Below are 20,117 nucleotides of genomic sequence, written 5' to 3'. Positions count from 1 at the left end.
GGATGGCCCGAATGGCCGCGGCCGGCGCAGCGTCCTAGGGTGAAAGTCCCCCAATCCGCAGGGAGTCCGTCATGGTTACGCCGATCAATGCGGCGGCACCGACCGCCTACGCCTATCGACCCGAACCGCCCGAACCGCCGACCGCCTCGGAAGTCACCGACCAGGCGATCGAGCAGTACCAGACCCACCTCAGCCAGGGCGCCAGCGCCAGCCAGTTGGCCGACGACCGCGCCGCGATCGACAAGGCCGTCGCGGTGGAGATCAAGTTGCAGATCCTGGCCCTGCCCGGCCGGCAAAAGACCGAACGCGAACCGACGATCGCGCAACTGGTCGACCAGTACGGGCAGAAGATCCTCGAACGCCATCCCGACCTGCCCGCCGCTTCGCGCGACACCATCGACGCGGCGATCGGCGCCTACAAGACCGAGGCGACCCAGTGGGCGCCGGAGGACCGCAGCAAGGTCGATGCCTACATCAAGGACGCGATGGATCGCCACCCGGACGACATCCAGGGCGCGTTCGAGCAGCTGCGCGACCTGCGCTGGACCCCGGGCCATTTCTACGACACCAACCTCGCCGTCGCCGCCGACTACCTGCGCGCGCGCTGGGAGACGGAGAAATCCAACAACATCGTCTCCGGGATCATGGTCGACGCCTACATGGACAAGAAGCAGAAAGGCGAGATCCCGCAGAATGGGCCCGGCCCGGTGTCGCCGTACTCCGAGCTGCAGAAGGAGTACATGCACAAGGGCATCGACGACCAGTGGAATACCTTGAACTGGTTCGAGAAGGCGGTGCTCAGCGACAGCTCGACGACCATCGCCGGGCTGACGCGGGCGGCGTTCGAGAACGACATCAGTTGAGTTCTGGCCGCTACGGCGGCGCCACGCTTGAACGGGTAAGCCGCCCGCTCCCTCTCCCGCAAGCGGGAGAGGGAGCAGCTTCGTCGCACCTGGAAGCACCGCAACACAACCCGCTGCAGCAAGCCGGAGAGAGAGAGCGGTTTCGTCGCACCTGGAAGCATCGCAGCACAACCTGCTGCCGCAAGCGGGAGAGGGAGCGGTTTCGTCGCGAGGGAAGGCGCCGTAGTACGTCGCTGTCGCGATTATGGCGAGCGAAGCAAACAGAAAACCGAGAGGGCGGAATGAGGGCCGCTCGGGGCGCCTCAGTCCTCGCGCCGGCGCGCGCCGCGATGCGGCTGGCCGTGGCGCGCGCGCAATACCGCGACCGCGTCGGCCAGCGACAGGCCGCGCGCGCGCAGCAGCACCTGCAGGTGGAACAGCAGGTCGGCGGCTTCGCCGCACAGCGCGGCATCGTCTTCGCCGACCGCGGCCAGGGCGGTCTCCACGGCTTCTTCGCCGACCTTCTTGGCAATCGTCGCCACGCCCTTGTCGAACAGGTGAGTGGTGTAGCTGCCCTGCGGGCGCTCGCGTTCGCGCTGGTCGATCAGGCCGTCGAGCTCGCCCAGGAACGCCAGCGCATCGACGGGCGCCTCGGGAAAACAGCTGGCGCGGCCGAGGTGGCAGGTCGGCCCGTGCGGCACCGCGCGCACCAGCAAGGTGTCGCGGTCGCAGTCGGTCTGGATCGAAACCAGGTCGAGGAAGTGGCCGGAGCTTTCGCCCTTGGTCCATAGCCGCTGCTTGCTGCGGCTGTAGAAGGTGACGTGGCCGCTGGCCAGGGTCGCGTCGAGCGCGGCGCGGTCCATGTAGCCGAGCATCAGCACGCGCAGGTCGGCGGCGTCCTGGATCACCGCCGGCAGCAGGCCGTCCTGCTTGTCCCAGGCCAGGGCGTCGATCTGCGCCGCATCCAGGCCGGACGCGGCGGGGTCATTGGAGTTCGCGGACTGGGACACCCTGCTCTCGCAACGCTGCCTTGAGGACCGGAATGCGGATGCTGCCGGAGTGGAACACGCTGGCCGCCAAGGCCGCGTCGACATCGGCCTGGCGGAACACCGCGCCGAAATGCTCGATCGCGCCGGCGCCGCCGGAAGCGACCAGCGGCACCTCGCACACCGCCCGCACCGCGGCCAGTTGCTCGATGTCGTAGCCGCTGCGCACGCCGTCGCTGCCCATGCAGTTGAGCACGATCTCGCCGGCGCCCAGGCGCTGCGCCTCGACCACCCAGTCCAGGGTGCGCCGGGCCAGGGCCTGGGTGCGGCTGGGGTCGCCGGTGTACTGGCGCACCCGCCATTCGCCGTCGGGGTCGCGCAGGCTGTCGATCCCGACCACCACGCACTGCACGCCGAACTCGGCGGCGATTTCGCCGATCAGCGCCGGCCGCTCCAGCGCCGGGGTGTTGACCGAGATCTTGTCGGCGCCGGCGTTGAGCACGCCGCGCGCGTCCTCGACCGAGCGGATGCCGCCGGCGACGCAGAACGGGATGTCGATCGCGCGCGAAACCCGTTCGACCCAGTCGCGGTCGACGCTGCGGCCCTGCGGGCTGGCGGTGATGTCGTAGAACACCAGTTCGTCGGCGCCCTCGTCGCGGTAGCGCAGCGCCAGCTCGACGATGTCGCCCATGTCGACGTGGTCGCGGAAGCGCACGCCCTTGACCACCCGGCCGTCGCGCACGTCCAGGCAGGGCACGATGCGCCGGCTCAGCGGGGTCGGGTTCGGCGCGGCGGCGTTCAGCATCGGCGCACCTGGCGCAGCGCCTCGCCGAGCTGGAACCGGCCTTCGATCAGGGCCTTGCCGAGCACCGCGCCGCTGCAGCCGACGCCGTCGGCGGCGACGATGTCGGCGATGTCGCGGATCCCGCCGGAAGCCTGCACCTGGACCTGCGGCGCGATCGTGTGCAGGTGCCGGTACAGCTCCAGGTTGGGTCCGGCCATGGTGCCGTCGCGCGATACGTCGGTGCACAGCAGGTGGCGCAGGCCGGCGCCGGCATAGCGCTCCAGCACCGGCTCCAGGCGCGCGCCGCTGGCCTCGGTCCAGCCGGCCACCGGCAGCTCCCAGCCGCCATCGCCGGCCTGGCGCACGTCCAGGGCGATGGTGATGCGTTCGGTGCCGAAGCGGCGGAACCAGCCGATCACCTGCTCGGGCTCCTTGACCGCCAGCGAGCCGACCACGACCCGGTCGGCGCCGGCATCCAGGATCGCCTCGACGTCGGCCTCGCTGCGCACGCCGCCGCCGGTCTGCACCCGCATCCAGCTGGAGGTGGTGATCGCGCGCAGCAGCGGGGCCAGGGTGTAGCCGCCGTAGCGGGCGGCGTCCAGGTCGATCAGGTGCAGCCACTTGGCGCCGGCCTCGGCATAGCGGGTGGCCAGCGCCAGCGGTTCGGTCTCGTAGCGGGTTTCCTGGGCGTAGTCGCCCTGGTGCAGGCGCACGACCCGGCCGTCGCGCACGTCGATCGCGGGATATAAGGTGGCGTTGCCCATGTTCACCCCTCCAGGGCCAGGAAGTTCGCGAGCAGGCGCGAACCGACCGCGGCGGAGCGTTCGGGGTGGAACTGGGCGCCGTAGCAGTTGCCGCGCCCGGCCACGGCGGTGAAGTCGATGCCGTAGCTGGCGCTGGCCAGGGTGTCCTGGGTCACCGGTGCGGCGTAGCTGTGGACGAAATAGGCCTGGTCGCGCTCGCCGAGCCCGGCGAGCAGGGCGTCGCCGCGGTCTCGCGGCGCGCGTTGGCGGAGGAGGTTCCAGCCCATGTGTGGCACACGCACTCCTGGTCCTGATGGCAGTCGGGTGATACGGCCCGGAAGCAGGCCGAGGCATTCCACCTCGCCCTCCTCCGAGGACTCGTACAACAGCTGCATTCCCAGGCAGATCCCGAGCAAGGGCTGTTGCAAGCGGCGGATCGGGTCGATCAGGCCTCGCTCGCGCAGACGCGCCATGGCGGGGGCGGCGGCGCCCACGCCCGGCAGGATCACGCGATCGGCCGAGGCGATCGTCGCTGGGTCCGCGCTCAGGATCGAACGCGCGCCCAACCGCTCCAATGCATAACGCACCGAGCCGACGTTCCCCCCCCCCGAATCCACTACTACCACCCACGTCATTACAGAACCCCTTTGGTACTCGGCAGCTCGCGACCTTCGCGACGGATCGCCTGACGCAGCGCACGCGCTACCGACTTGAAGCATGCCTCAATCTTGTGGTGATCGTTATCACCTTCCACGTTCAGATTGAGGTTCAGGCCGGCGGTTTCGCACAGCGAACGGAAGAAGTGCGCCACCAGTTCGGTGGGGAAATCCCCTACCCGCTCGCGCGCGAACGCGCCGGAGAACACGAAGTACGGCCGGCCGGAAAAATCCAGCGCCGCCCGCGCCAGGGTCTCGTCCATCGGCAGGACGAAGCTGGCCGGCCGGGCTAATGTGCTTTCTTCCTGAACGCCGTCGCCGTCGCCTGCGCCCTCGCCCGCCGCCGCATCGAAGCCGTAGCGGCCGATGCCGCGCTTGTCGCCCAGCGCCTCGCGCAGGGCCTGGCCCAGGGCCAGGGCGCTGTCCTCGATGGTGTGGTGCTCGTCGATGTGCAGGTCGCCCTCGCAGCGCAGTTCCAGGGCGAAACCGCCGTGCTTGCCGATCTGCTCGAGCATGTGGTCGAAGAAGCCCAGCCCGGTCGAGACCCGCGGCTCGGCCGCGCGGTCCAGGTCCAGCGCGACCTCGATCCGGGTCTCGCGGGTGTTGCGCTGCACCCGCGCGGTGCGCGGGCGGTCGGCCAGGGCATGCGCGATCCCGGCCCAGTCCCACTCGCCGCCGAACTGCTCGGTGCGCAGCTGGAACGCGCGGATGCCCAGGTTGTCGGCGAAGCCGTTGTCGGTCTCGCGGTCGCCGACCATCGCCGAACGCGCCCAGTCGATGCCGCGGTCCTTCAGCAGGTGCAGGGCCAGGCCGATGCCGGGCTTGCGGGTGGGCCGGTTCTCGGCCGGGAAGCTGGTGTCGATCAAAACCTCGCGGAACGCGATGCCCTGGCTGTCGAACACCTGCATCATCAGCTCGTGCGGGCCGTCGAAGCTCCAGCGCGGATAGGACTCGGTGCCCAGGCCGTCCTGGTTGGTGACCATCACGAACTGGTAGCCGGCGTCGCGCAGCTTCAGCATCGCCGGGATCACCCCGCGCACGAAGCGCAGCTTGGCGTAGCTGTCGATCTGGAAATCGGCCGGCTCCTCGATCAGGGTGCCGTCGCGATCGACGAACAGGATCGGCGTACCGGCGCTCATGCCGCGACTCCGGCGCGGCGCGCGATCCGGCCCAGCACCTCGATCACCGCCGCGTTCTGCTCCGGCGTGCCCAGGCTGATCCGCAGCGCGTCGTCCAGCCGCGCCGCGGCGCGCACGTCGCGCACCACCACGCCGGTGTCGAGCAGGCCGTCGAACGCGGCCTGGGCGTCGTCGAAGCGGACCAGCAGGAAGTTGGCCTGCGACGGGTAGACCCGGCGCACGCCGGGCAGGCCGCGCAAGGCCTCGGCCAGGCGTTCGCGCTCGCCGATCGCGGTGGTCGTGCGCGCCTTGGTGGTGTTCAGCGGCACCTCGGCCAGGGCGCGCAGGGCCAGGCCGACGCAGGGCGTGGGCAGCGGGTACGGCGCCTGGCAGCGCTGCAAGGCGGCGATCAGGCCGGCATCGGCGGTCACCGCGCCGATCCGCGCCGCGGCCAGCGCATGCGCCTTGGACAGGGTGCGCAGCACGGCGATGTTGCGCTCGCGGCCGAGCAGGCTCACCGCCGAGGCGGCGTCGGCGAATTCGATATAGGCCTCGTCGACCACCACTAGGGCGCGGCCGCGCAGGCGCCGCGCCAAGGCGGCGATCTGGTCCAGCGGCAGCAGGGTGCCGGAGGGATTGCCGGGCGAGCACAGGAACACCAGCTTGGCCGCCTGCGCTTCGACCGTATCGGCCAGCGCGGCGAAATCGCAGGCGAAGCCTTCGGGCGTATCGCGCAACGGCGCTTCGACGGTGCGCACGCCGTGCAGGCGCGCGCAGACCGCGTACATGCCGAAGGTCGGCGGGGTGATCACGATCGCGTCGCCGCCGGGCCGGCACAGCGCCCGCACCAGCAGGTCGATGGCCTCGTCGCTGCCGCGCCCGGCCAGCAGTTGCTGCGGTTCGCAGCCGTACAACTGGGCCAGGCGCTCGCGCAACGCCGCCGGCTGCGGGTCCGGGTAACGGCGCACCGCGCCCTCGCCGTCGGCCACGCTCGGCCAAGCCGCCTCGTTGGCGTTCAGCCAGACCCGGCCGCTGCGCTTCTCGCTACGCGCCGAGCTGTAGCCGGCGAAATCGCGCAGGTCCTCGCGCAACAGCATTACGGGATCGTCGTTCATCGCCTCGTCGCTCACCGAAAGTCGCCCACAAAAAGTCGTCCGCTCATGCCGCCACCGCGCGCAAGCGCAGCGCCACCGCCTCGCGGTGCGCGTCCAGGCCTTCGGCCGTGGCCAGTTCGACCGCACAGGGGCCGATCGCGCGCAGGCCCTGCGGCTGCACTTCCTGTACCGTGATCGCGACCTGGAAGCTGGCCACATTGACCCCGCCGGCGTAGCGCGCCGCGCCGCTGGTCGGCAGCACGTGGTTGGTGCCGCTGCAGTAGTCGCCCAGCGCCTCCGGCGCCCAGTCGCCGAGGAACACCGAACCGGCGGCCTCGACCTCGCCCAGCCAGGCGCGCGCGTCGCGCAGGGCCAGGATCAGGTGTTCCGGCGCGTAGCGGTTGCTGACCGCGAGCGCGGCGCCGATCGAATCGACCCGGATCGAACGCGAAGCGCCCAGCGCGGCGCGCGCGGTGTCGGCGCGCGACAGCGCGGCCAACTGGCGTTCGAGTTCGGCGTCGACCGCGTCGAGCAGGGCCGCATCGTCGCTGAGCAGGATCACCTGCGAATCCGGGCCGTGCTCGGCCTGCGACAGCAGGTCGGCGGCGACGAAGTCGGCGCGCGCGCCGGCGTCGGCGATCACCAGCACCTCGGACGGCCCGGCCGGTAGGTCGATCGCCGCCCCGCCCTCGAGCAAGGCGACCTGGCGCTTGGCCTCGGTGACGTAGGCGTTGCCGGGCCCGAACAGCTTGTCGCACTTGCCGACGCTGTCGGTGCCGAAGGCCATCGCGGCGATGGCCTGGGCGCCGCCGAGCTTGTACACGCGTTCGATGCCGCAGCGGCGCGCGGCGTACAGCACCGCCGGGTCGGCGCTGCCGTCGGCGCGCGGCGGCGTGCACAGGGCGACCTCGCGGCAGCCGGCCAACTGCGCCGGCACGCCCAGCATCAGCGCGGTCGAAGGCAGCGGCGCCGAACCGGCCGGCACGTACAGGCCGACCCGGCGGATCGGCCGCAGCACCCGCTCGCAGCGCACGCCGTCGGCGGTGTCCAGGGCATAGGGACGGGTCATGCCGGCTTCGTGGAAGCGGGCGATGCGTTCGCCGGCCTCGTCGATCGCCGCGCGCAACGCCGGGCTCAACGCGCGCTCGGCCTGCTCGAATTCCTCGGTCGAGACCGCGAAACGCTGCGGCGCGCGGCCGTCGAAGCGCTCGGCGTAAAGACGCAGCGCGGCGTCGCCGTCGCGGCGCACCGCGGCGAGAATCTCCGCCACGGCCGCGGCGGTATCGGCGCGGGTCTGTTGCGCCGGACGGCGCAGGGCCTGCTCGCGCGCGGCTTCGTCCAGCGCATCCCATTGCAGGCGTTGCATGCGCGCGCTCATGCCAGCATGCCCTCCACCGGCAGCACCATCAGGCCGCGCGCGCCGGCGCGCTTGAGCTCTTCCAGCCGTTGCCAGGTCACCGCGCCGTGGCACAGCGCCTGCAAGGCCACGTCGTCGCCGTTGTCCAGGCGCATCACCGTCGGCGCCTCGGCGTCGGGCAGCAACGGCAGCAGTTCGCCGAGCAGGTCGCGCGGGGCCTGGAACATCAGCAGCTTGCTGTTGCGAACCCGCATCGCGCCGTCGAGCCGGCGCAGCAGCAGGTCGGCCAGTTCGCCGCGCACGTCGTCGAAGCGCTCGACCGGGCCGGCCAGCACCGCCTCGCTCTCGACCAGGGTCTGCACCGCCTTGAGCTGGTTCGCGCCCAGGGTGGCGCCGCTGGAGACCAGGTCGCAGATCGCCTCGGCCTGGCCCAGGCGCGGGGCGATTTCGACCGAGCCCGACAGCAGCACCACCTGCGCGTCGACGCGCTGTTCGGCCAGCCACTGGCTCAGCAGCGCCGGGTAGCTGGTGGCGATGCGCTTGCCGCTCAGCTGCTGCGGCCCTTCCCAATGCCAGGCGTCGGGCACCGCGATCGCCAGCCGGCAGCCGCCGAAACCGAGCGGGCGCCACTCGCGGAACGCCGCCGCGCGGCCCTGGCCGCGGCGGTCGCCGTCCTGCTCCAACAATACGTTGCGGCCGACCACGCCGAGGTCGCAGACGCCGTCGGCGATCAGCCCGGGGATGTCGTCGTCGCGCACCAGCAGCAGATCGACCGGCAGGGTCTCGCCGTAGCAGAACAAGCGATCGCGGCTCTCGCGCCAGCTCAGGCCGCAGGCGGCCAGCAGGGCGCGCGCCGGATCGGCGAGGCGGCCGGACTTCTGGATCGCGATGCGCAGGCGGTCGCGCGCGACGGCGCTGGCAGGAGGGCTCATGGACGGGGTCTCGATGGGGTGCGGGGGCTAGGCGAGAAGACAGGGACGGGGGCGGACCGGGGGCGCGACGCGCGCGCGGCGGCGATCAACGATGTCGGCCGGGGCGACGGTGCAGAGCCGCGGCATAGCCGCCGGCGCCGCGTTCGAGCACGCGCGCGACGCGGCCGATGGTGGTCACGCTGACCTGGGTGCGGTCGTGGATCTCGCGGTAGGGCACGCCCTGTTCGAGCAGGGGCACGACCCGCCAGCGGTCGCTCATCGCTTCCAGCTCGGCCGGGGTGCACAGGTCCTCGAGGAAGGCCCGCACCTGCTCGGCGCTGCGCAGGCCGGCGAACGCGTCGGCGAGGTCGGCGAGCGCGTCCTGGCTGGGGTCGAGGTCGGTGCTGCGGCGCTTCATGGACGATTCCGGTCGGGCGTCACAGTTGCCATAGGCCGGACCATGAACGCATTAATGTACTAACGCGTTAATACATTATCGATCGCGGCGGGTTGCGTCAAGCCCGGCCCGGCGCCGGCCTGAACCGACAACGAATCGCGTTAAGACTCAGGACACGCCCCTGCCCGCGCTCCTCCGCGGGAGCCTCCCGCCCGCGCGACGCAACGGCCTGCGTCCGTCATCGCCATGGAAGATGAACACGACCCAGTCCGCCGTGCCCGTCCGCTCGCGCCGCTCCGCCGCGGCGTTCCGCCTGCTCTGCCTGGCCCTGCTCTGCGCCCTGTTCGCCGCGATCGCGCCGGCCCGCGCGCATAGCGTGCTCGACCTCGACCGCAGCCGCCGCGCGGTCGAGCTGGCGCCGTACACCGCCTACTACCACGACCCCGGCGGCCGGCTCGAACTCGACGGCGCGCGCCGCTCGATGCTCGACGGCCGCTTCCAGCCGCTGCCCGGCGGGCGCAACTCGTTCGGCTTCCAGCCCGGCGCGTTCTGGTTCCATATCGCGATGCGCAACCGCAACGCCGAAGTGCCGCGCTGGCTGCTGGTGCAGGAGTTCGCGCTCAGCGACCGGCTCGACGTCTACACCGTGCGCGCCGACGGCGTCGCCACCTACCAGGCCGGCGGCGACAGCCTGCCGTTCGCGGCGCGCGCGATCCGCTACCGCCACCCGAATTTCTGGATCGACCTGCCGCCCGGCGAAACCGTCGACGTGTTCGTGCGCGTGCGCAGCCAAAGCTCGATGCAGGTGCCGCTGACCCTGTACACGCCCAGCGCCTTCACCGAACTGGCGCGCGACGCCCAGCTCGGCATCGGCCTGTACTACGGCATCCTCGCCGCGCTGTTCTTCTACAACCTGGTGCTGTGGCTGAGCCTGCGCGACTCCAGCTACTTCTGGTACCTGTTCCACATCTGCGCCTTCGGCCTGGTGCTGCTGACCCTCAACGGCCTGGGCTTCGAATACCTGTGGCCGCATTCGCCGTGGCTGGCCGACCACTCGGTGCCCTTGTCGATCTGCCTGGCCCAGATCGGCATGCAGCAGTTCGCGCGCGAATTCCTAGGCCTGCGTCAGCGCTGGCGCGGCGGCGATTACGTCGGCCTGGCGATGATCGCGTTCTTCGTCGTGCTCGGCCTGGCCGCGACCCGCCTGCCCTACCGCATCGCCACGCCGATCGCCTCGGCGGCGGTGTTCGTCAGCATCGCCTGGATCGCGGTCGAAAGCCTGGTGGCGATGCGCCGCGGCTACAAGCCGGCGCGGCTGTTCCTGCTGGCCTGGTCGGCGTTCCTGCTCGGCACCGGCATGTTCGCCGCGATCGCCTTCGACCTGCTGCCGAAGATGTTCATCACCGAGTACGGGGTGCAGATCGGCTCGGCCCTGGAAATGCTGCTGCTCTCGGTCGCCCTGGGCTATCGCTACTCGTCGCTGCGCAGCGAGAACGAGCGGATCGTGCGCGAGGCGCGCGACCAGCTCGAGCACAAGGTCGAACTGCGCACCCTGGAGCTGCGCCAGGCCCTGGTCCAGCTCGAGGACGCGCACGAGCGGCTGCGCGAAACCAGCCAGCGCGATGCCCTGACCGGCCTGCACAACCGCAGCCATTTCCGCGAGGCCTTCGAATCGCTGCTGCACCGCTCGCGCCGCCAGCGCCGGCCGCTGGTGCTGATGATGATCGACCTGGACCACTTCAAGCAGATCAACGACCGCTACGGCCACCTGATCGGCGACGAATGCCTGCGCTGGGCCGCCGGCCTGATCGCCCAGGTGCTGATCCCGCACCACGCCCTGCTGGCCCGCTTCGGCGGCGAGGAATTCGTCGCCGTGCTGCCCGACCACGACCTCGACGCCGGCGCCCGGGTCGCCGAGGAACTGCGCCAGCGCCTGACCGCCCAGCCCTGCCCCAGCCGCAGCCGCGACATCCCGGTCACCGCCAGCATCGGCGTGCACGAGATCGCGCCGGAGGCGGACCTGGGCGTGGAAGCGGCCTTGCAGTTCGCCGACCAGGCGCTGTACCTGGCCAAGGCCGAGGGCCGCGATTGCGTGCGGGTGTGGGGCGAGGAGCGGCTGGCGTCGTGAAGCGCGCGGCGCTCAGCGCGGCGCGGCGTACATCACGTCCGAACGCAGCGCGTACTTGGTGCCGCGCTCGACCGCCGCGCCCTCGTGCCAGGTGTCGTGGACGAACAGCAGGCCCTCGCCGGTGCGCGGCACGACCCGGAACTGGCGGAAGTCGGTGTCGCCGCCGGCGAAGCCGTCGTTGAGATAGACCAGCAGGGTCAGCCTGCTGAGCCGGCCGTCCTCGCTCCAGGGCCCGTCCTTGTGCATGCGGAAGCGCTGGCCGGGGCCGTACTTGTAGAAGCGCAACGCGCGCGGCAGGCCGACCGCGATCTCGCCGTCCAGCGTCGGCAGGCCGGCCTCGCGCAGGCGCCGCCACAGGGTGTCGATCCAATGCGGCGATTCGAATACCGCGCGCTCGTTGTTGCGCACATGCGCCATCGGCTTCTGGCCGCCGGCGGCGGTGCGCACGCCGGCGGGCTCGAAGCCGTGCGCTTCGGCCAACGCGATCAGTTCGGCGCATTCGTCCGGCGCCAGCAGCGGCGCCAGGGTGAAGACGCGGTCGTTGTGGCGGACGATCTGCATGGCGGGCTCCTTGCCTTCATCCCTGCCCCACCCGGCCCGAACGCGATGCGTTCGGGCGTTCGGGGCTGCGCGGGCCAATGGCCCGCAAACGCAACCCCTCACCCCGCAAGCGGGAGAGGGGTCACTGAGGCCTGCGAGACGTCAGTCCTGCAGCCCGGCGCGGGCCGCGTCGAGCACGGTGCCGTCGCGCACCAGCCGCACCGCGGTCGCGACTTCGCCGTCGAGGGCGTGGTCGTGATCGAGGAACGGGATGGCTTCGCGCAGCGCCGCGTGCGCGGCGGCGACCGCGCGGCCCGGACGGAACTCGTCGGCCGCGGCCAGTTCGGCGCGCAGGCCCTCGACTTCGGCCAGGAAGCCGGCGTGATCCTCGCCGCCGGCCAGCGGGCCGCCGGCGACCTTGGCGGCGAGAGTCGCGGCATCGGCGCGGTCGGCCAGATCGCGCGCGGCGTTGATCATATCGCGGCGCAGGTCCAGCGCCTGGGCGGCGGTGTACAGCTCCAGCGCCAGCACCTTGCCCAGGTCGTCGGCCATCGCCAGCACATGGCGCGCCTCGTTGGCGCCCATCGAGACGTGGTCCTCGGCGTTGGCGCTGGTCGGGATCGAGTACACCGAAGCCGGATGGGCGCGGCTGGCCAGGTCGTTGACGATCGCCGCGGCGGTGTACTGCACGATCATGTGGCCGGACTCGGTCGAATCCTCGTTGCCGATCAAGAAGCCCGGCAGGCCGTCGTTGGTGGCCGGGTCGACCAGCTTGTTGAGGCGGCGCTCGGAAATGCTCGCCAGCACCGGGATCGCCGCCTTGACGTAGCTCATCGCCAGCGCCAGCGGCATGCCGTGGAAATGGCCGGCCGAAATCACCTGCTGTTCGACGTGCTCGGCCTGCGCGTCCGGGAACACGATCGGGTTGTCGGTCAGCGAGTTGAGTTCGACCTCGAGCACCCGCGCGGCCTGGGCGATGGCGTCGCGCACCGCGCCGTGCACCTGCGGAATGCAACGCAGCGAATAGCTGTCCTGCGGCTGATGCTTCTTGCCGCCGCGGAACGGGCGGAAGCGGTTGTAGAACTTTTCGCGGCCGTGGCGCTGGCCGAACGGCACCCAGTCCCAGCCGATGTCGAAGCTGAGCTGCTGCGCGGCCGGAGTATCCCAGCTCTGCGGCTGCCAGGCGCGGAAACGCGGCACCAGGTGGTAGGGAATGTCGGACAGGGTCGAGCCGGCCAGCAGCTTGCGCAGGTTGGCGGCGACCTCGACCTGGCCCGGGTGCGGACGCAGCGCGTGCACTTCCTCGGCGAACGCGCCCAGGCGGCCGGCGAAGGCGTCGATGGTCATCGCCGCGGCGAGGTCGGCGGTGTCGAGCAGGTCTTCGAGCTTGGCCAGGGCCAGCACGCCGCAGGCCAGCATCTGCGCGGTGCCGTTGTTCAGCGCCAGGCCTTCCTTGTACGACAGCTTGACCGGGGCCAGGCCGGCGCGCGCCAGCGCTTCGGCGCCGGGCAGGCGCTGGCCCTGATAGAAGGCTTCGCCGCCGCCGAGCAGGACGATGGCCAGGTGCGACAGCGGCGCCAGGTCGCCGCTGGCGCCGACCGAACCCAGCTGCGGCACCACCGGCACGATGCCGGCGTTGAGCAGGTCGGTCAGCGCCTGCAGGGTCTGCACGCGGATGCCGGAGTGGCCGCGCATCAGGGTGTTGACGCGGATGCACAGCATCGCGCGGACGATTTCCGGCGCGAACGGCTCGCCGACGCAGACCGCGTGGGTCACGATCAGGTTGCGCTGCAGCTCCTCGTGCAGGGTCTCCTGGTTGCGCTTGGCGCCCGGCAGCTGATCGCGCAGATGGTGCGCGCCGAGCAGGCGGTCGGCGTTGCTGCCGAAGCCGGTCGAAACGCCGTAGATGGGCTCTTCGCGACGCACCTGTTCGGCCAGGAAGTCGGCCGCGCGCGCCACCGCCGGCAGTTGCGCCGCGGACAGTTCGACCTGGGCGCCGTAGGCCACGGCGACGAGCTGCGACCGCGTCAGCGAGCGGCCATCGAGTTGGATCTTGTTCAAGCGTGGGTTCTCCGCATCGCACCCTGGCGATCATCTGCGACGGCCGGAACCGGCCGCGCATACTCGGGAGTCGGTGCGTCAATGGAACGATGGGAACCGCGCCGGCGGCTGCCGGTCGCGGGGTGGAAGCCGGCCGCAGCCGGCGCCCGATCCCGCATCGGCGTGGAGCGCCGCGCGGGATGGGAGGAGCACGCGCGGCGAGCGCGCGTCGGCGCGTCCGGACGGCCGGCGTTGCCGACGCGACCGGCGCGCGAGAGGGTCACTGCATGGCCCGCGACTGTTCGAGTTCGACCCGCAGGGTGCGCGCGAGTTCGCTGCGCGCGACCTCGAACTGGTCTTCGCGGCGCAGGTCCTTGACCGTCACCGTGCCCTTGGCCAGTTCGTCCTCGCCGAGCACGACCACGAAGCGGATGCCGGCGCGGTCGGCGTACTTGAACTGCTTGGCGAGCTTGGACGCTTCCATCACCGCTTCGGTGTTGAGGCCGCCGTGGCGCAGTTCGTTGGCGATCGCCAGGCAGTGCGGCAGGTGGGCCTCGTCCATCTGGGTGACCAGCACCTGCACGCTGCTGTCGGCGGTGCTGACCAGGCCGGCTTCCTGCAGCTGCCAGAACAGCCGGGTCAGGCCGATCGAGATGCCGACGCCGGGCAGCTTGGACTTGCTGTAGTGGCTGGCCAGGTCCTCGTAGCGGCCGCCCGAGCAGATCGAACCGACCTGCGGGTAATCGTCGAGGGTGGTCTCGTAGACCGTGCCGGTGTAGTAGTCCAGGCCGCGCGCGATCGAGAAGTTCAGCGCGTAGTTCTTTTCCGGCACGCCCAGCGCGCGCACCAGCTCCAGCACCTCGCGCAGCTCGGCCACGCCCTGGCGCAGCGATTCGTTGCCCTCGCCCAGCGCGGCCAGGCGCGCCAACGCGTCCTCGTGCGAGGTCGAGCGGATCGCGACGAAGTCGAGGATGGTGGCGACCGCGTCCGCGGCCAGGCCGAACTCCGGCCCGGTCAGGGTCTCGCGCACGTAATCGGCGCCGCGCTTGTCCAGCTTGTCGACCTCGCGCAGCACCAGCGCCTGCTGCTGCGCATCGGCCACGCCCTGGGCCTCGAAGAAGCCGCGCAGCAGCTTGCGGTTGTTCAGCTGGATGGTGAAGGCGCCGATGTTGAGTTCGGAGAACACCGCGTAGATCGCCGCCGGCAGCTCGGCGTCGTAGCGCACGCTGAGCGCGTCCTTGCCGATCACGTCGATGTCGCACTGATAGAACTCGCGGAAGCGGCCGCGCTGCTGGCGCTCGCCGCGGTACACGCGCTGCATCTGGTAACGGCGGAACGGGAACGCCAGCTCGTGCTCGTGCTCGGCCACGTAACGCGCCAGCGGCACGGTCAGGTCGAAGCGCAGGGCCATTTCCGGCACGCCGCGCTCGCCCGACTGCGCGCTCTTCTCCAGCGCGCCGGTGGACTGGACGAAATAGACCTGGCGCTCGGTCTCGCCGCCGGATTTGGTCAGCAGCACCTCCGACAGCTCCATGACCGGCGTTTCGATCGGCAGGAAGCCGAAACGCTCGAAGTTGCGGCGGATCGTGTCCAGCATGCGCTGGAAGGCGATCTGGTCACGGGGCAAGAGCTCCATGACCCCGGGCGGGGTGCGGGGCTTGATCAAGCGGTACTCCAATGGGGTCGGGCGGACGGGCCGGCGGCGGCGCCCGGGCCCGTCCGCGGAAGGACGAACGGCTGGCGTAACCGACGCAAACAGTTTAACGTCCCGCCCCGCTCCTGGCTTGCCGCGCCGGGGCACGACGACCGATCCGGCGTAAAAGCGCCGGAACCGCCCCAGGGCGGGCTTTGATCGGGGCCGGAACCGTCGCGATGAATTTTTTTGCATCGCCCCTCTTGCATCACCCGGGGGGACGTCGCTAGAATTTGCGGCTCAGCAGTCGGGGTGTAGCTCAGCCTGGTAGAGCGCTACGTTCGGGACGTAGAAGTCGCAGGTTCAAATCCTGTCTCCCCGACCAAATGTTGAACAGCACAAGGCTCCGAAAGCCGCGCAACGCGGGACTTCGGGGCCTTTTTGCTATGTGCGGTTTTGGTCGGCGCAGCTTTCGTCGGCGGACCGGTGTCGTTCGCCGACCGAGCCATGCGATGCGCGCTCAGTCCTCGCGGACCATGCGAAGGTAACGCCACAGCCCCCACACGACGCCGACGGCGATACCCACGCCGACGCTCACGCCTGCCGACAGCCCAAAGCCGAGCGCCAGCAGCAGCATCAGCCCGGCGCTGACGACGCCGATCAGCAGCAGCGTGCCGAAGTTGAAATGCGCGATCGCGAACGTGTCCTCGGCGACGCTGCGTTCGCGGCTGCCGTGGCCTCGCCGCAGGCGCCTGAACAACAGCACATCGATGACGAAATCGAAGATCCCGATCAGCAGATCGGCCAGAAGGCTCATACGATGCTCCAGGACGGGGCGCCCCGCCGATGCGAACCGAGCCCGGCCGGGAGAGGATCGGCACCGCCGACCGTCTCGGCAACCACTCGCGCAAAGCCGACACGCCCCGGACAAAGGGGTTTTCTTCAAGATGCAGCGAAGCCGGCGGCGGCGATACGGGGAAAATTCTTAGCCCGGCGCGGCCCTGCTCCGGTCCCGCGGGCTCCGATGGCCGGGCCGTGTCCGCTCCGCAACATCGCCTGCGGCCGCCCGCGGAGCCGCGACGAACGCTATCACCGGGCGTCCGGTGCGTCCGACTCGGCGCGCCACAGCGAGTAGATCTGCCTGCGCAAAGCCTGGTTGGCCTCGTAATCGGCCTGCGCTGCGATCAGCCCGGCGCAGTCGCGCGCGGGCGACGCTGCGCCTGCGTCTTCGTCGCAGCGGGCGACCCAGCTCGCGGACCCGGCCCGGGCCTCGGCCAGCGCTGTCCCGGCCTGGGTGCAGATGCCCTCGGCGCCGTCGGCGCAGCCCATGGCCAGGGCAAGATAAGCCAGATAGCCGCGATCGCCGGACTCGCGCCGCTCGCGCAGCGCCGCTTCGGCCAGAAAGTGGCAGCCTTCGGCGTCGACGATCAGTTCCTGGTTGTGCAGGAAGCAGGCCTTCGCCAGATAGGTCCAGGCCTGGACCGGATCGCGCGGCGCGCCGATCCCGGTGTGGTGCATCCAGCCCAGGTACTTGCAGGCGTAGGGCCCCTGGCCGATATCGTCGCTGTCGCAGACGCGGCCGAGGCGATCGTAAGCGCGGGCGTAGTCGCGCAGCTTGCGGTTGTGCAAATACAGCTTGCCGGCTTCGTAGCAGCCCTGCGGCCCGAGATCGGCATCGCAGGATTTGTCGAAGTAGCCCAGCGCCAGCGCCGGATCGCCGCCGCGCGCGGCGGAGACGCCCTGGCTCCAGCAGCTGTCCACGTTCGAGTCGCGTTCGCAGGCCGGCGACTGCGCGACCGGGCCGGGATACTGGATGTCGTAGTTGGGAAACTCGACCGCGTCGCTGGCGTGGGTGCGCCCGAGCTTGCGCATCCGGTCGAGCAGCAGATCGGGCACCCGTTCGACGGTGTCCTGCGCACAGGTCAACGCGGCGATCGTCCTGTCCTTGCGCCGGACCTCGAGCTCGCCGAACTTGCGCAGCTCGGTCGTATCCGGTGCCTGGCCGTCGCGAAAGCCGAAGCGGGCCCGATAGGAATGATCGCCGCTGCCGAAGACGACGGTCTCGTCGATCGTGTCCTGGGCGCCGTCCGCACGGAAGTAGCCGAGCTGGGTCAGCGGCGCGCGCAACACCAGTTCGTCCGGTCCCTGGCTCGGGCCGTAGCGGTACACCGCCTCGTCGCCGGCCAGGCAGATCGCCAGGCTTTTCTCCTGCCCGGCGATCCGGCAGGCGGCCACCCGGCCTTCCACGTCCATGCAGCGCGCCGTTGCGTCGGCGCCGGACAAAACGCCCAGCAAGGCCAAACCGGCCGACCAAACCTGTTTCAAAGCCTTCCCCTCCCTGCGATAGGCCAACCGCGCCGCCTTCGAGCGGCGCGTCCGTCCGCCGCTATCGGAACCGAGTAGGGGCTAAGATCGAATGCGATCGATCATGCAAAGGCCCCATGCTCAAGGTCAAGACCGATGCGCTCTGGCTTGCGCTCGCGACGTGCGCGGCGATGGCCGGCGCGTCCGGCTGCAGCCGCGAGTTGCGCCTGCAACCCGACGCCCTACCCTCCGGCTCGGTGCGGACGCCCTACGCCCAATCCCTCTGCGTTTCCAACCCCGGCAATCCGATCGCCGCGTTCGAGATCGACTCGGGCGAGTTGCCCGACGGGCTGCGGCTGGAGCACGCCCGCGGCGAGGACTGCGCCCGGATCGAAGGCGAGCCGGTGCGGCCGGGACGCTACCGCTTCGCCGTGTCCGCGACGGAGTTCGGCACCATGACCTCCGGGCGCGCCGGCAGCGTCGCCTATGTCCTGGACATCTCCGCGGCGCCGGATGGCCCCCATGCGGATTCCGACAACCGTCGTTGACGCGCACCGGGCCTTCGGCTTGCGACCGCGAAGCGGGCCCGGGCGGCGGGTTCATTCGTCGTAGCCGACCCAGTCGTTGCTCGGCACGATTTGCAACAGCCTGCAACGCGTTCCGGTCTGCTCCGAGCAGGCCTCGACCACGGCGGCGCCGGCCGCTTTTTCCGCCGGCTTGCGCTGCTTGAACTGCGAAGTCAGCGACGGGTAAGGATAAACACCATGGACGAAACCGCCGTCCGCGGCCTGGGCGATCGCGAATACACCCGTGGCGTAGCGATGAACGATGCGGCATTCGCCGATGCCGGCGGATCGGCAGCGGCGCAGGACGATCCTGTCGGCGGCCTGCGCAGAAACGGGATCGGCGCCGAGGGCGTAGCCGGAGCGCCCGTCCGAGCCGATCCCCATCGCCAACGCCCAGTACGCCGTGTTCGCGGCGACGGGACCGAACGAGGCGCCGGGGGCGTGTGCGGGTGGTCGTACTGCATCGCCCCGATCGCCCTGGACCGGCTCGCGCAGGCAGCGCGGGTCGTTCCACTGCAGCCCGGTCGGGCAGGTATAGACGTAATCGCCGACGACCTGTTGCGCGGATGCCGCGTCGGGGAGCAGCAGCGCCGCCAGCAGACAACGCATGATGTTCAAGGCTCGCTCCACCGCATGATCTGCGGACAGGGTCGGAGCGCCCGCGCGCAGCGTCAAGCAGCGCGGGACGAATGCCGCTGGCGATCGGGCGGACGCGCGGCGGCGTTCATCGTCTGCGGCCGCCGCCCGCTCCGTGCTGTGCCCTGCCCCGGTGTCGCGAATGCGCGATGCCCCGAACCCGAGTCCGGGGCATCGCGGGCGCAAGACCGGATTTACAGCGCCGCCGGCTGCTGCTGGGTCACGCAATGCACCATGCCGCCGTTGCGGTACAGGTTGCGCACGTCGATGCCGATCACCTTGCGGTCCGGGTACAGGCGCTGCAGGATCGCCTTGGCCGCGGCGTCGTTGGGATCCTTGTATTCCGGCACCAGCACCACGGTGTTGGCGACGTAGTAATTCACGTAGGAACCCTTGAAGCGGATGTTGTAGCCGTAGTCGGTGACCACGTCGCGCGCGGTCAGCGGCAGCTCGACGAAGCGGTACGGCTGCTCGTCCAGGTCGCGCGCCGCGCGCAGGCGCTCGATGTCGGTCGAGGACAGGCCCCAATAGCGCAGGTCGGCGCGGCTCATGGTGACGATGGTGTCGGGCGTGCCGAATCGGGCGAAGCCGTCGATGTGCATGTCGGTGATGTCGTCCTTGCCGCCGGGGCCGCCGTCCAGCCAGATGAACTTGGCCACGCCGAGCTGGGCGGCGAGCGCGGTCTCCAGTTCGCTCTGGCTCACGCCGGGGTTGCGCATCGGTTCCAGGATCGAGCTGCGCGTGGCCATCAGCACGCCGCGGCCGTCGACTTCGACCGCGCCGCCTTCGACGATGTAATCGCTCAGGTCGACCCGCTCGATGCCGAGTTCGGCCGCCACCGCGCCGCGCAAGGCGGCGTCCTTGCGGTACGGCGCGTCCTCGCCCCAGCCGTTGAAGCCCCAGTCGGCGATCTTGAGCTCGTCGTTGGCGCCGTAGACGAAGATCGGGCCGTTGTCGCGCGCCCACACGTCGTCGGTCGGCCAGATCAGGAACTCGACCCGGGCCAGCGACACGCCGGCCGCGCTCAGCTTGCCGCGCACCCGCGCCTGTTCCGCGGCGTCGTAGACCACGATGCGCACCTTCTCGCTCTGCACCAGGGCGCGGGTCATCGCGATCCAGGTCGGCTCCAGGCGGTCGCGGTAAGCGCTGCCGTAGGTGTAGCGGTGCGGCCATTGCAGCCAGGTGGCGTCGTGGCGGGCGGTTTCGTCGGGCAGGTAGCCCGAGCCGGCCTGGGCCGCGGCGGCGCTGCCGGTCAGGGCCAGCGCCGACAGCAAGGCGCCGGCCAGCGCGGTGCGCAGGCGGCCTGCGCGGGGGGAGGTAGCGGTCTGCATGGGATCGGACTCTCGTTCGATGGCGCGGGGCGCCGCGCGGCGGCGAAGGCC

Annotated in this window: 19 protein-coding genes and 1 tRNA gene; 4 read left to right on the top strand and 16 right to left on the bottom strand. The window is 70.7% G+C overall.

The annotated features are described in order from the left end of the window. The first annotated feature begins 71 nt into the window (after positions 1–71). Complete coding sequence (locus K4L06_RS15140) at positions 72–863, top strand: hypothetical protein (RefSeq protein WP_221672183.1); 792 nt, start codon at positions 72–74, stop codon at positions 861–863. A gap of 302 nt (positions 864–1,165) precedes the next feature. On the opposite strand, the gene hisIE is transcribed toward K4L06_RS15140, so the two are convergent. From hisIE to K4L06_RS15095, 9 genes are all read right to left on the bottom strand, one after another. Beyond that, on the bottom strand, positions 1,166–1,852 hold the full coding sequence (hisIE, locus tag K4L06_RS15135; protein WP_343225769.1) for a bifunctional phosphoribosyl-AMP cyclohydrolase/phosphoribosyl-ATP diphosphatase HisIE: 687 nt from the start codon (positions 1,850–1,852) through the stop codon (positions 1,166–1,168). Then, positions 1,827–2,633 (bottom strand): imidazole glycerol phosphate synthase subunit HisF, encoded by an 807-nt coding sequence (gene hisF / locus K4L06_RS15130; RefSeq protein ID WP_221672181.1) that lies wholly within the window; start codon positions 2,631–2,633, stop codon positions 1,827–1,829. The genes hisIE and hisF overlap by 26 nt, the downstream gene beginning before the upstream one ends. Beyond that, complete coding sequence (gene hisA, locus K4L06_RS15125) at positions 2,627–3,376, bottom strand: 1-(5-phosphoribosyl)-5-[(5-phosphoribosylamino)methylideneamino]imidazole-4-carboxamide isomerase (protein ID WP_221672180.1); 750 nt, start codon at positions 3,374–3,376, stop codon at positions 2,627–2,629. The genes hisF and hisA overlap by 7 nt, the downstream gene beginning before the upstream one ends. 2 nt (positions 3,377–3,378) lie before the next feature. After that, a complete protein-coding gene (gene hisH, locus K4L06_RS15120; RefSeq protein ID WP_221672179.1) occupies positions 3,379–3,990 on the bottom strand; it encodes an imidazole glycerol phosphate synthase subunit HisH in 612 nt (203 codons plus the stop codon). Continuing rightward, positions 3,990–5,150: a bifunctional histidinol-phosphatase/imidazoleglycerol-phosphate dehydratase HisB gene (gene hisB / locus K4L06_RS15115; RefSeq protein ID WP_221672178.1), complete on the bottom strand. Its 1,161-nt coding sequence runs from the start codon at positions 5,148–5,150 to the stop codon at positions 3,990–3,992. Before hisB ends, hisH begins: the two co-directional genes overlap by 1 nt. Further along, on the bottom strand, positions 5,147–6,244 hold the full coding sequence (gene hisC, locus K4L06_RS15110; RefSeq protein ID WP_221672177.1) for a histidinol-phosphate transaminase: 1,098 nt from the start codon (positions 6,242–6,244) through the stop codon (positions 5,147–5,149). Before hisC ends, hisB begins: the two co-directional genes overlap by 4 nt. A 43-nt stretch (positions 6,245–6,287) precedes the next feature. Continuing rightward, positions 6,288–7,589 (bottom strand): histidinol dehydrogenase, encoded by a 1,302-nt coding sequence (gene hisD / locus K4L06_RS15105; protein ID WP_221673649.1) that lies wholly within the window; start codon positions 7,587–7,589, stop codon positions 6,288–6,290. 8 nt (positions 7,590–7,597) lie between these two features. Next, on the bottom strand, positions 7,598–8,512 hold the full coding sequence (gene hisG, locus K4L06_RS15100) for an ATP phosphoribosyltransferase (protein ID WP_221672176.1): 915 nt from the start codon (positions 8,510–8,512) through the stop codon (positions 7,598–7,600). Positions 8,513–8,597: 85 nt separating this feature from the next. Next, positions 8,598–8,909 (bottom strand): YerC/YecD family TrpR-related protein, encoded by a 312-nt coding sequence (locus tag K4L06_RS15095; protein ID WP_221672175.1) that lies wholly within the window; start codon positions 8,907–8,909, stop codon positions 8,598–8,600. 232 nt (positions 8,910–9,141) lie between these two features. On the opposite strand from K4L06_RS15095, the gene K4L06_RS15090 reads away from it, so the two are divergent. Beyond that, entirely contained in the window at positions 9,142–11,016 is a 1,875-nt protein-coding gene (locus K4L06_RS15090) for a diguanylate cyclase (protein WP_221672174.1), read from the top strand. Positions 11,017–11,028: 12 nt separating this feature from the next. Here the strand turns inward: K4L06_RS15090 and K4L06_RS15085 are convergent, their stop codons facing one another. The 3 genes from K4L06_RS15085 to hisS all read right to left on the bottom strand — a co-directional run bounded on the left by K4L06_RS15085 (position 11,029) and on the right by hisS (position 15,262). Further along, the gene (locus tag K4L06_RS15085; protein ID WP_221672173.1) at positions 11,029–11,577 is read right to left on the bottom strand and encodes a 2OG-Fe(II) oxygenase; all 549 of its coding nucleotides are present in this window, start codon (positions 11,575–11,577) and stop codon (positions 11,029–11,031) included. 141 nt (positions 11,578–11,718) lie between these two features. Continuing rightward, entirely contained in the window at positions 11,719–13,617 is a 1,899-nt protein-coding gene (locus tag K4L06_RS15080) for an aromatic amino acid lyase (RefSeq protein WP_221672172.1), read from the bottom strand. Positions 13,618–13,876: 259 nt separating this feature from the next. Beyond that, positions 13,877–15,262 (bottom strand): histidine--tRNA ligase, encoded by a 1,386-nt coding sequence (gene hisS, locus K4L06_RS15075; RefSeq protein ID WP_221672171.1) that lies wholly within the window; start codon positions 15,260–15,262, stop codon positions 13,877–13,879. 275 nt (positions 15,263–15,537) lie between these two features. On the opposite strand from hisS, the gene K4L06_RS15070 reads away from it, so the two are divergent. Further along, a tRNA-Pro gene (locus K4L06_RS15070) sits at positions 15,538–15,614 on the top strand. Positions 15,615–15,749: 135 nt separating this feature from the next. Here K4L06_RS15070 and K4L06_RS15065 read toward each other — a convergent pair. Both K4L06_RS15065 and K4L06_RS15060 read right to left on the bottom strand, forming a co-directional pair. Beyond that, entirely contained in the window at positions 15,750–16,046 is a 297-nt protein-coding gene (locus K4L06_RS15065; RefSeq protein ID WP_221672170.1) for a hypothetical protein, read from the bottom strand. A gap of 272 nt (positions 16,047–16,318) precedes the next feature. Beyond that, complete coding sequence (locus K4L06_RS15060) at positions 16,319–17,482, bottom strand: hypothetical protein (protein ID WP_221672169.1); 1,164 nt, start codon at positions 17,480–17,482, stop codon at positions 16,319–16,321. A gap of 188 nt (positions 17,483–17,670) precedes the next feature. Between K4L06_RS15060 and K4L06_RS15055 the strand changes: the two genes are divergently transcribed. Next, positions 17,671–18,081: a hypothetical protein gene (locus K4L06_RS15055; RefSeq protein ID WP_221672168.1), complete on the top strand. Its 411-nt coding sequence runs from the start codon at positions 17,671–17,673 to the stop codon at positions 18,079–18,081. A gap of 51 nt (positions 18,082–18,132) precedes the next feature. Here the strand turns inward: K4L06_RS15055 and K4L06_RS15050 are convergent, their stop codons facing one another. Together K4L06_RS15050 and K4L06_RS15045 are read right to left on the bottom strand one after the other, a co-directional pair. Continuing rightward, complete coding sequence (locus tag K4L06_RS15050; protein WP_255595656.1) at positions 18,133–18,708, bottom strand: DUF4189 domain-containing protein; 576 nt, start codon at positions 18,706–18,708, stop codon at positions 18,133–18,135. 221 nt (positions 18,709–18,929) lie between these two features. Then, positions 18,930–20,066 (bottom strand): agmatine deiminase family protein, encoded by a 1,137-nt coding sequence (locus K4L06_RS15045; RefSeq protein ID WP_221672166.1) that lies wholly within the window; start codon positions 20,064–20,066, stop codon positions 18,930–18,932. Between the last annotated feature and the right edge of the window lie 51 nt (positions 20,067–20,117).

The organism is Lysobacter sp. BMK333-48F3 (assembly GCF_019733395.1).
Classification (GTDB): Bacteria; Pseudomonadota; Gammaproteobacteria; order Xanthomonadales; family Xanthomonadaceae; genus Lysobacter.
This window is presented reverse-complemented; position numbering and strand designations above follow the sequence as displayed.

Bases quoted from the DNA above. Each gene is read 5' to 3' on its own strand.
- K4L06_RS15140 (WP_221672183.1), top strand. From the start codon at position 72: ATGGTTACGCCGATCAATGCGGCGGCACCGACCGCCTACGCCTATCGA.
- hisF (WP_221672181.1), bottom strand. From the start codon at position 2,633: ATGCTGAACGCCGCCGCGCCGAACCCGACCCCGCTGAGCCGGCGCATC.
- hisA (WP_221672180.1), bottom strand. From the start codon at position 3,376: ATGGGCAACGCCACCTTATATCCCGCGATCGACGTGCGCGACGGCCGG.
- hisH (WP_221672179.1), bottom strand. From the start codon at position 3,990: ATGACGTGGGTGGTAGTAGTGGATTCGGGGGGGGGGAACGTCGGCTCG.
- hisB (WP_221672178.1), bottom strand. From the start codon at position 5,150: ATGAGCGCCGGTACGCCGATCCTGTTCGTCGATCGCGACGGCACCCTG.
- hisC (WP_221672177.1), bottom strand. From the start codon at position 6,244: ATGAACGACGATCCCGTAATGCTGTTGCGCGAGGACCTGCGCGATTTC.
- hisD (WP_221673649.1), bottom strand. From the start codon at position 7,589: ATGCAACGCCTGCAATGGGATGCGCTGGACGAAGCCGCGCGCGAGCAG.
- hisG (WP_221672176.1), bottom strand. From the start codon at position 8,512: ATGAGCCCTCCTGCCAGCGCCGTCGCGCGCGACCGCCTGCGCATCGCG.
- K4L06_RS15095 (WP_221672175.1), bottom strand. From the start codon at position 8,909: ATGAAGCGCCGCAGCACCGACCTCGACCCCAGCCAGGACGCGCTCGCC.
- K4L06_RS15090 (WP_221672174.1), top strand. From the start codon at position 9,142: ATGAACACGACCCAGTCCGCCGTGCCCGTCCGCTCGCGCCGCTCCGCC.
- K4L06_RS15085 (WP_221672173.1), bottom strand. From the start codon at position 11,577: ATGCAGATCGTCCGCCACAACGACCGCGTCTTCACCCTGGCGCCGCTG.
- K4L06_RS15065 (WP_221672170.1), bottom strand. From the start codon at position 16,046: ATGAGCCTTCTGGCCGATCTGCTGATCGGGATCTTCGATTTCGTCATC.
- K4L06_RS15060 (WP_221672169.1), bottom strand. From the start codon at position 17,482: ATGGACGTGGAAGGCCGGGTGGCCGCCTGCCGGATCGCCGGGCAGGAG.
- K4L06_RS15055 (WP_221672168.1), top strand. From the start codon at position 17,671: ATGCTCAAGGTCAAGACCGATGCGCTCTGGCTTGCGCTCGCGACGTGC.
- K4L06_RS15050 (WP_255595656.1), bottom strand. From the start codon at position 18,708: ATGCGTTGTCTGCTGGCGGCGCTGCTGCTCCCCGACGCGGCATCCGCG.
- K4L06_RS15045 (WP_221672166.1), bottom strand. From the start codon at position 20,066: ATGCAGACCGCTACCTCCCCCCGCGCAGGCCGCCTGCGCACCGCGCTG.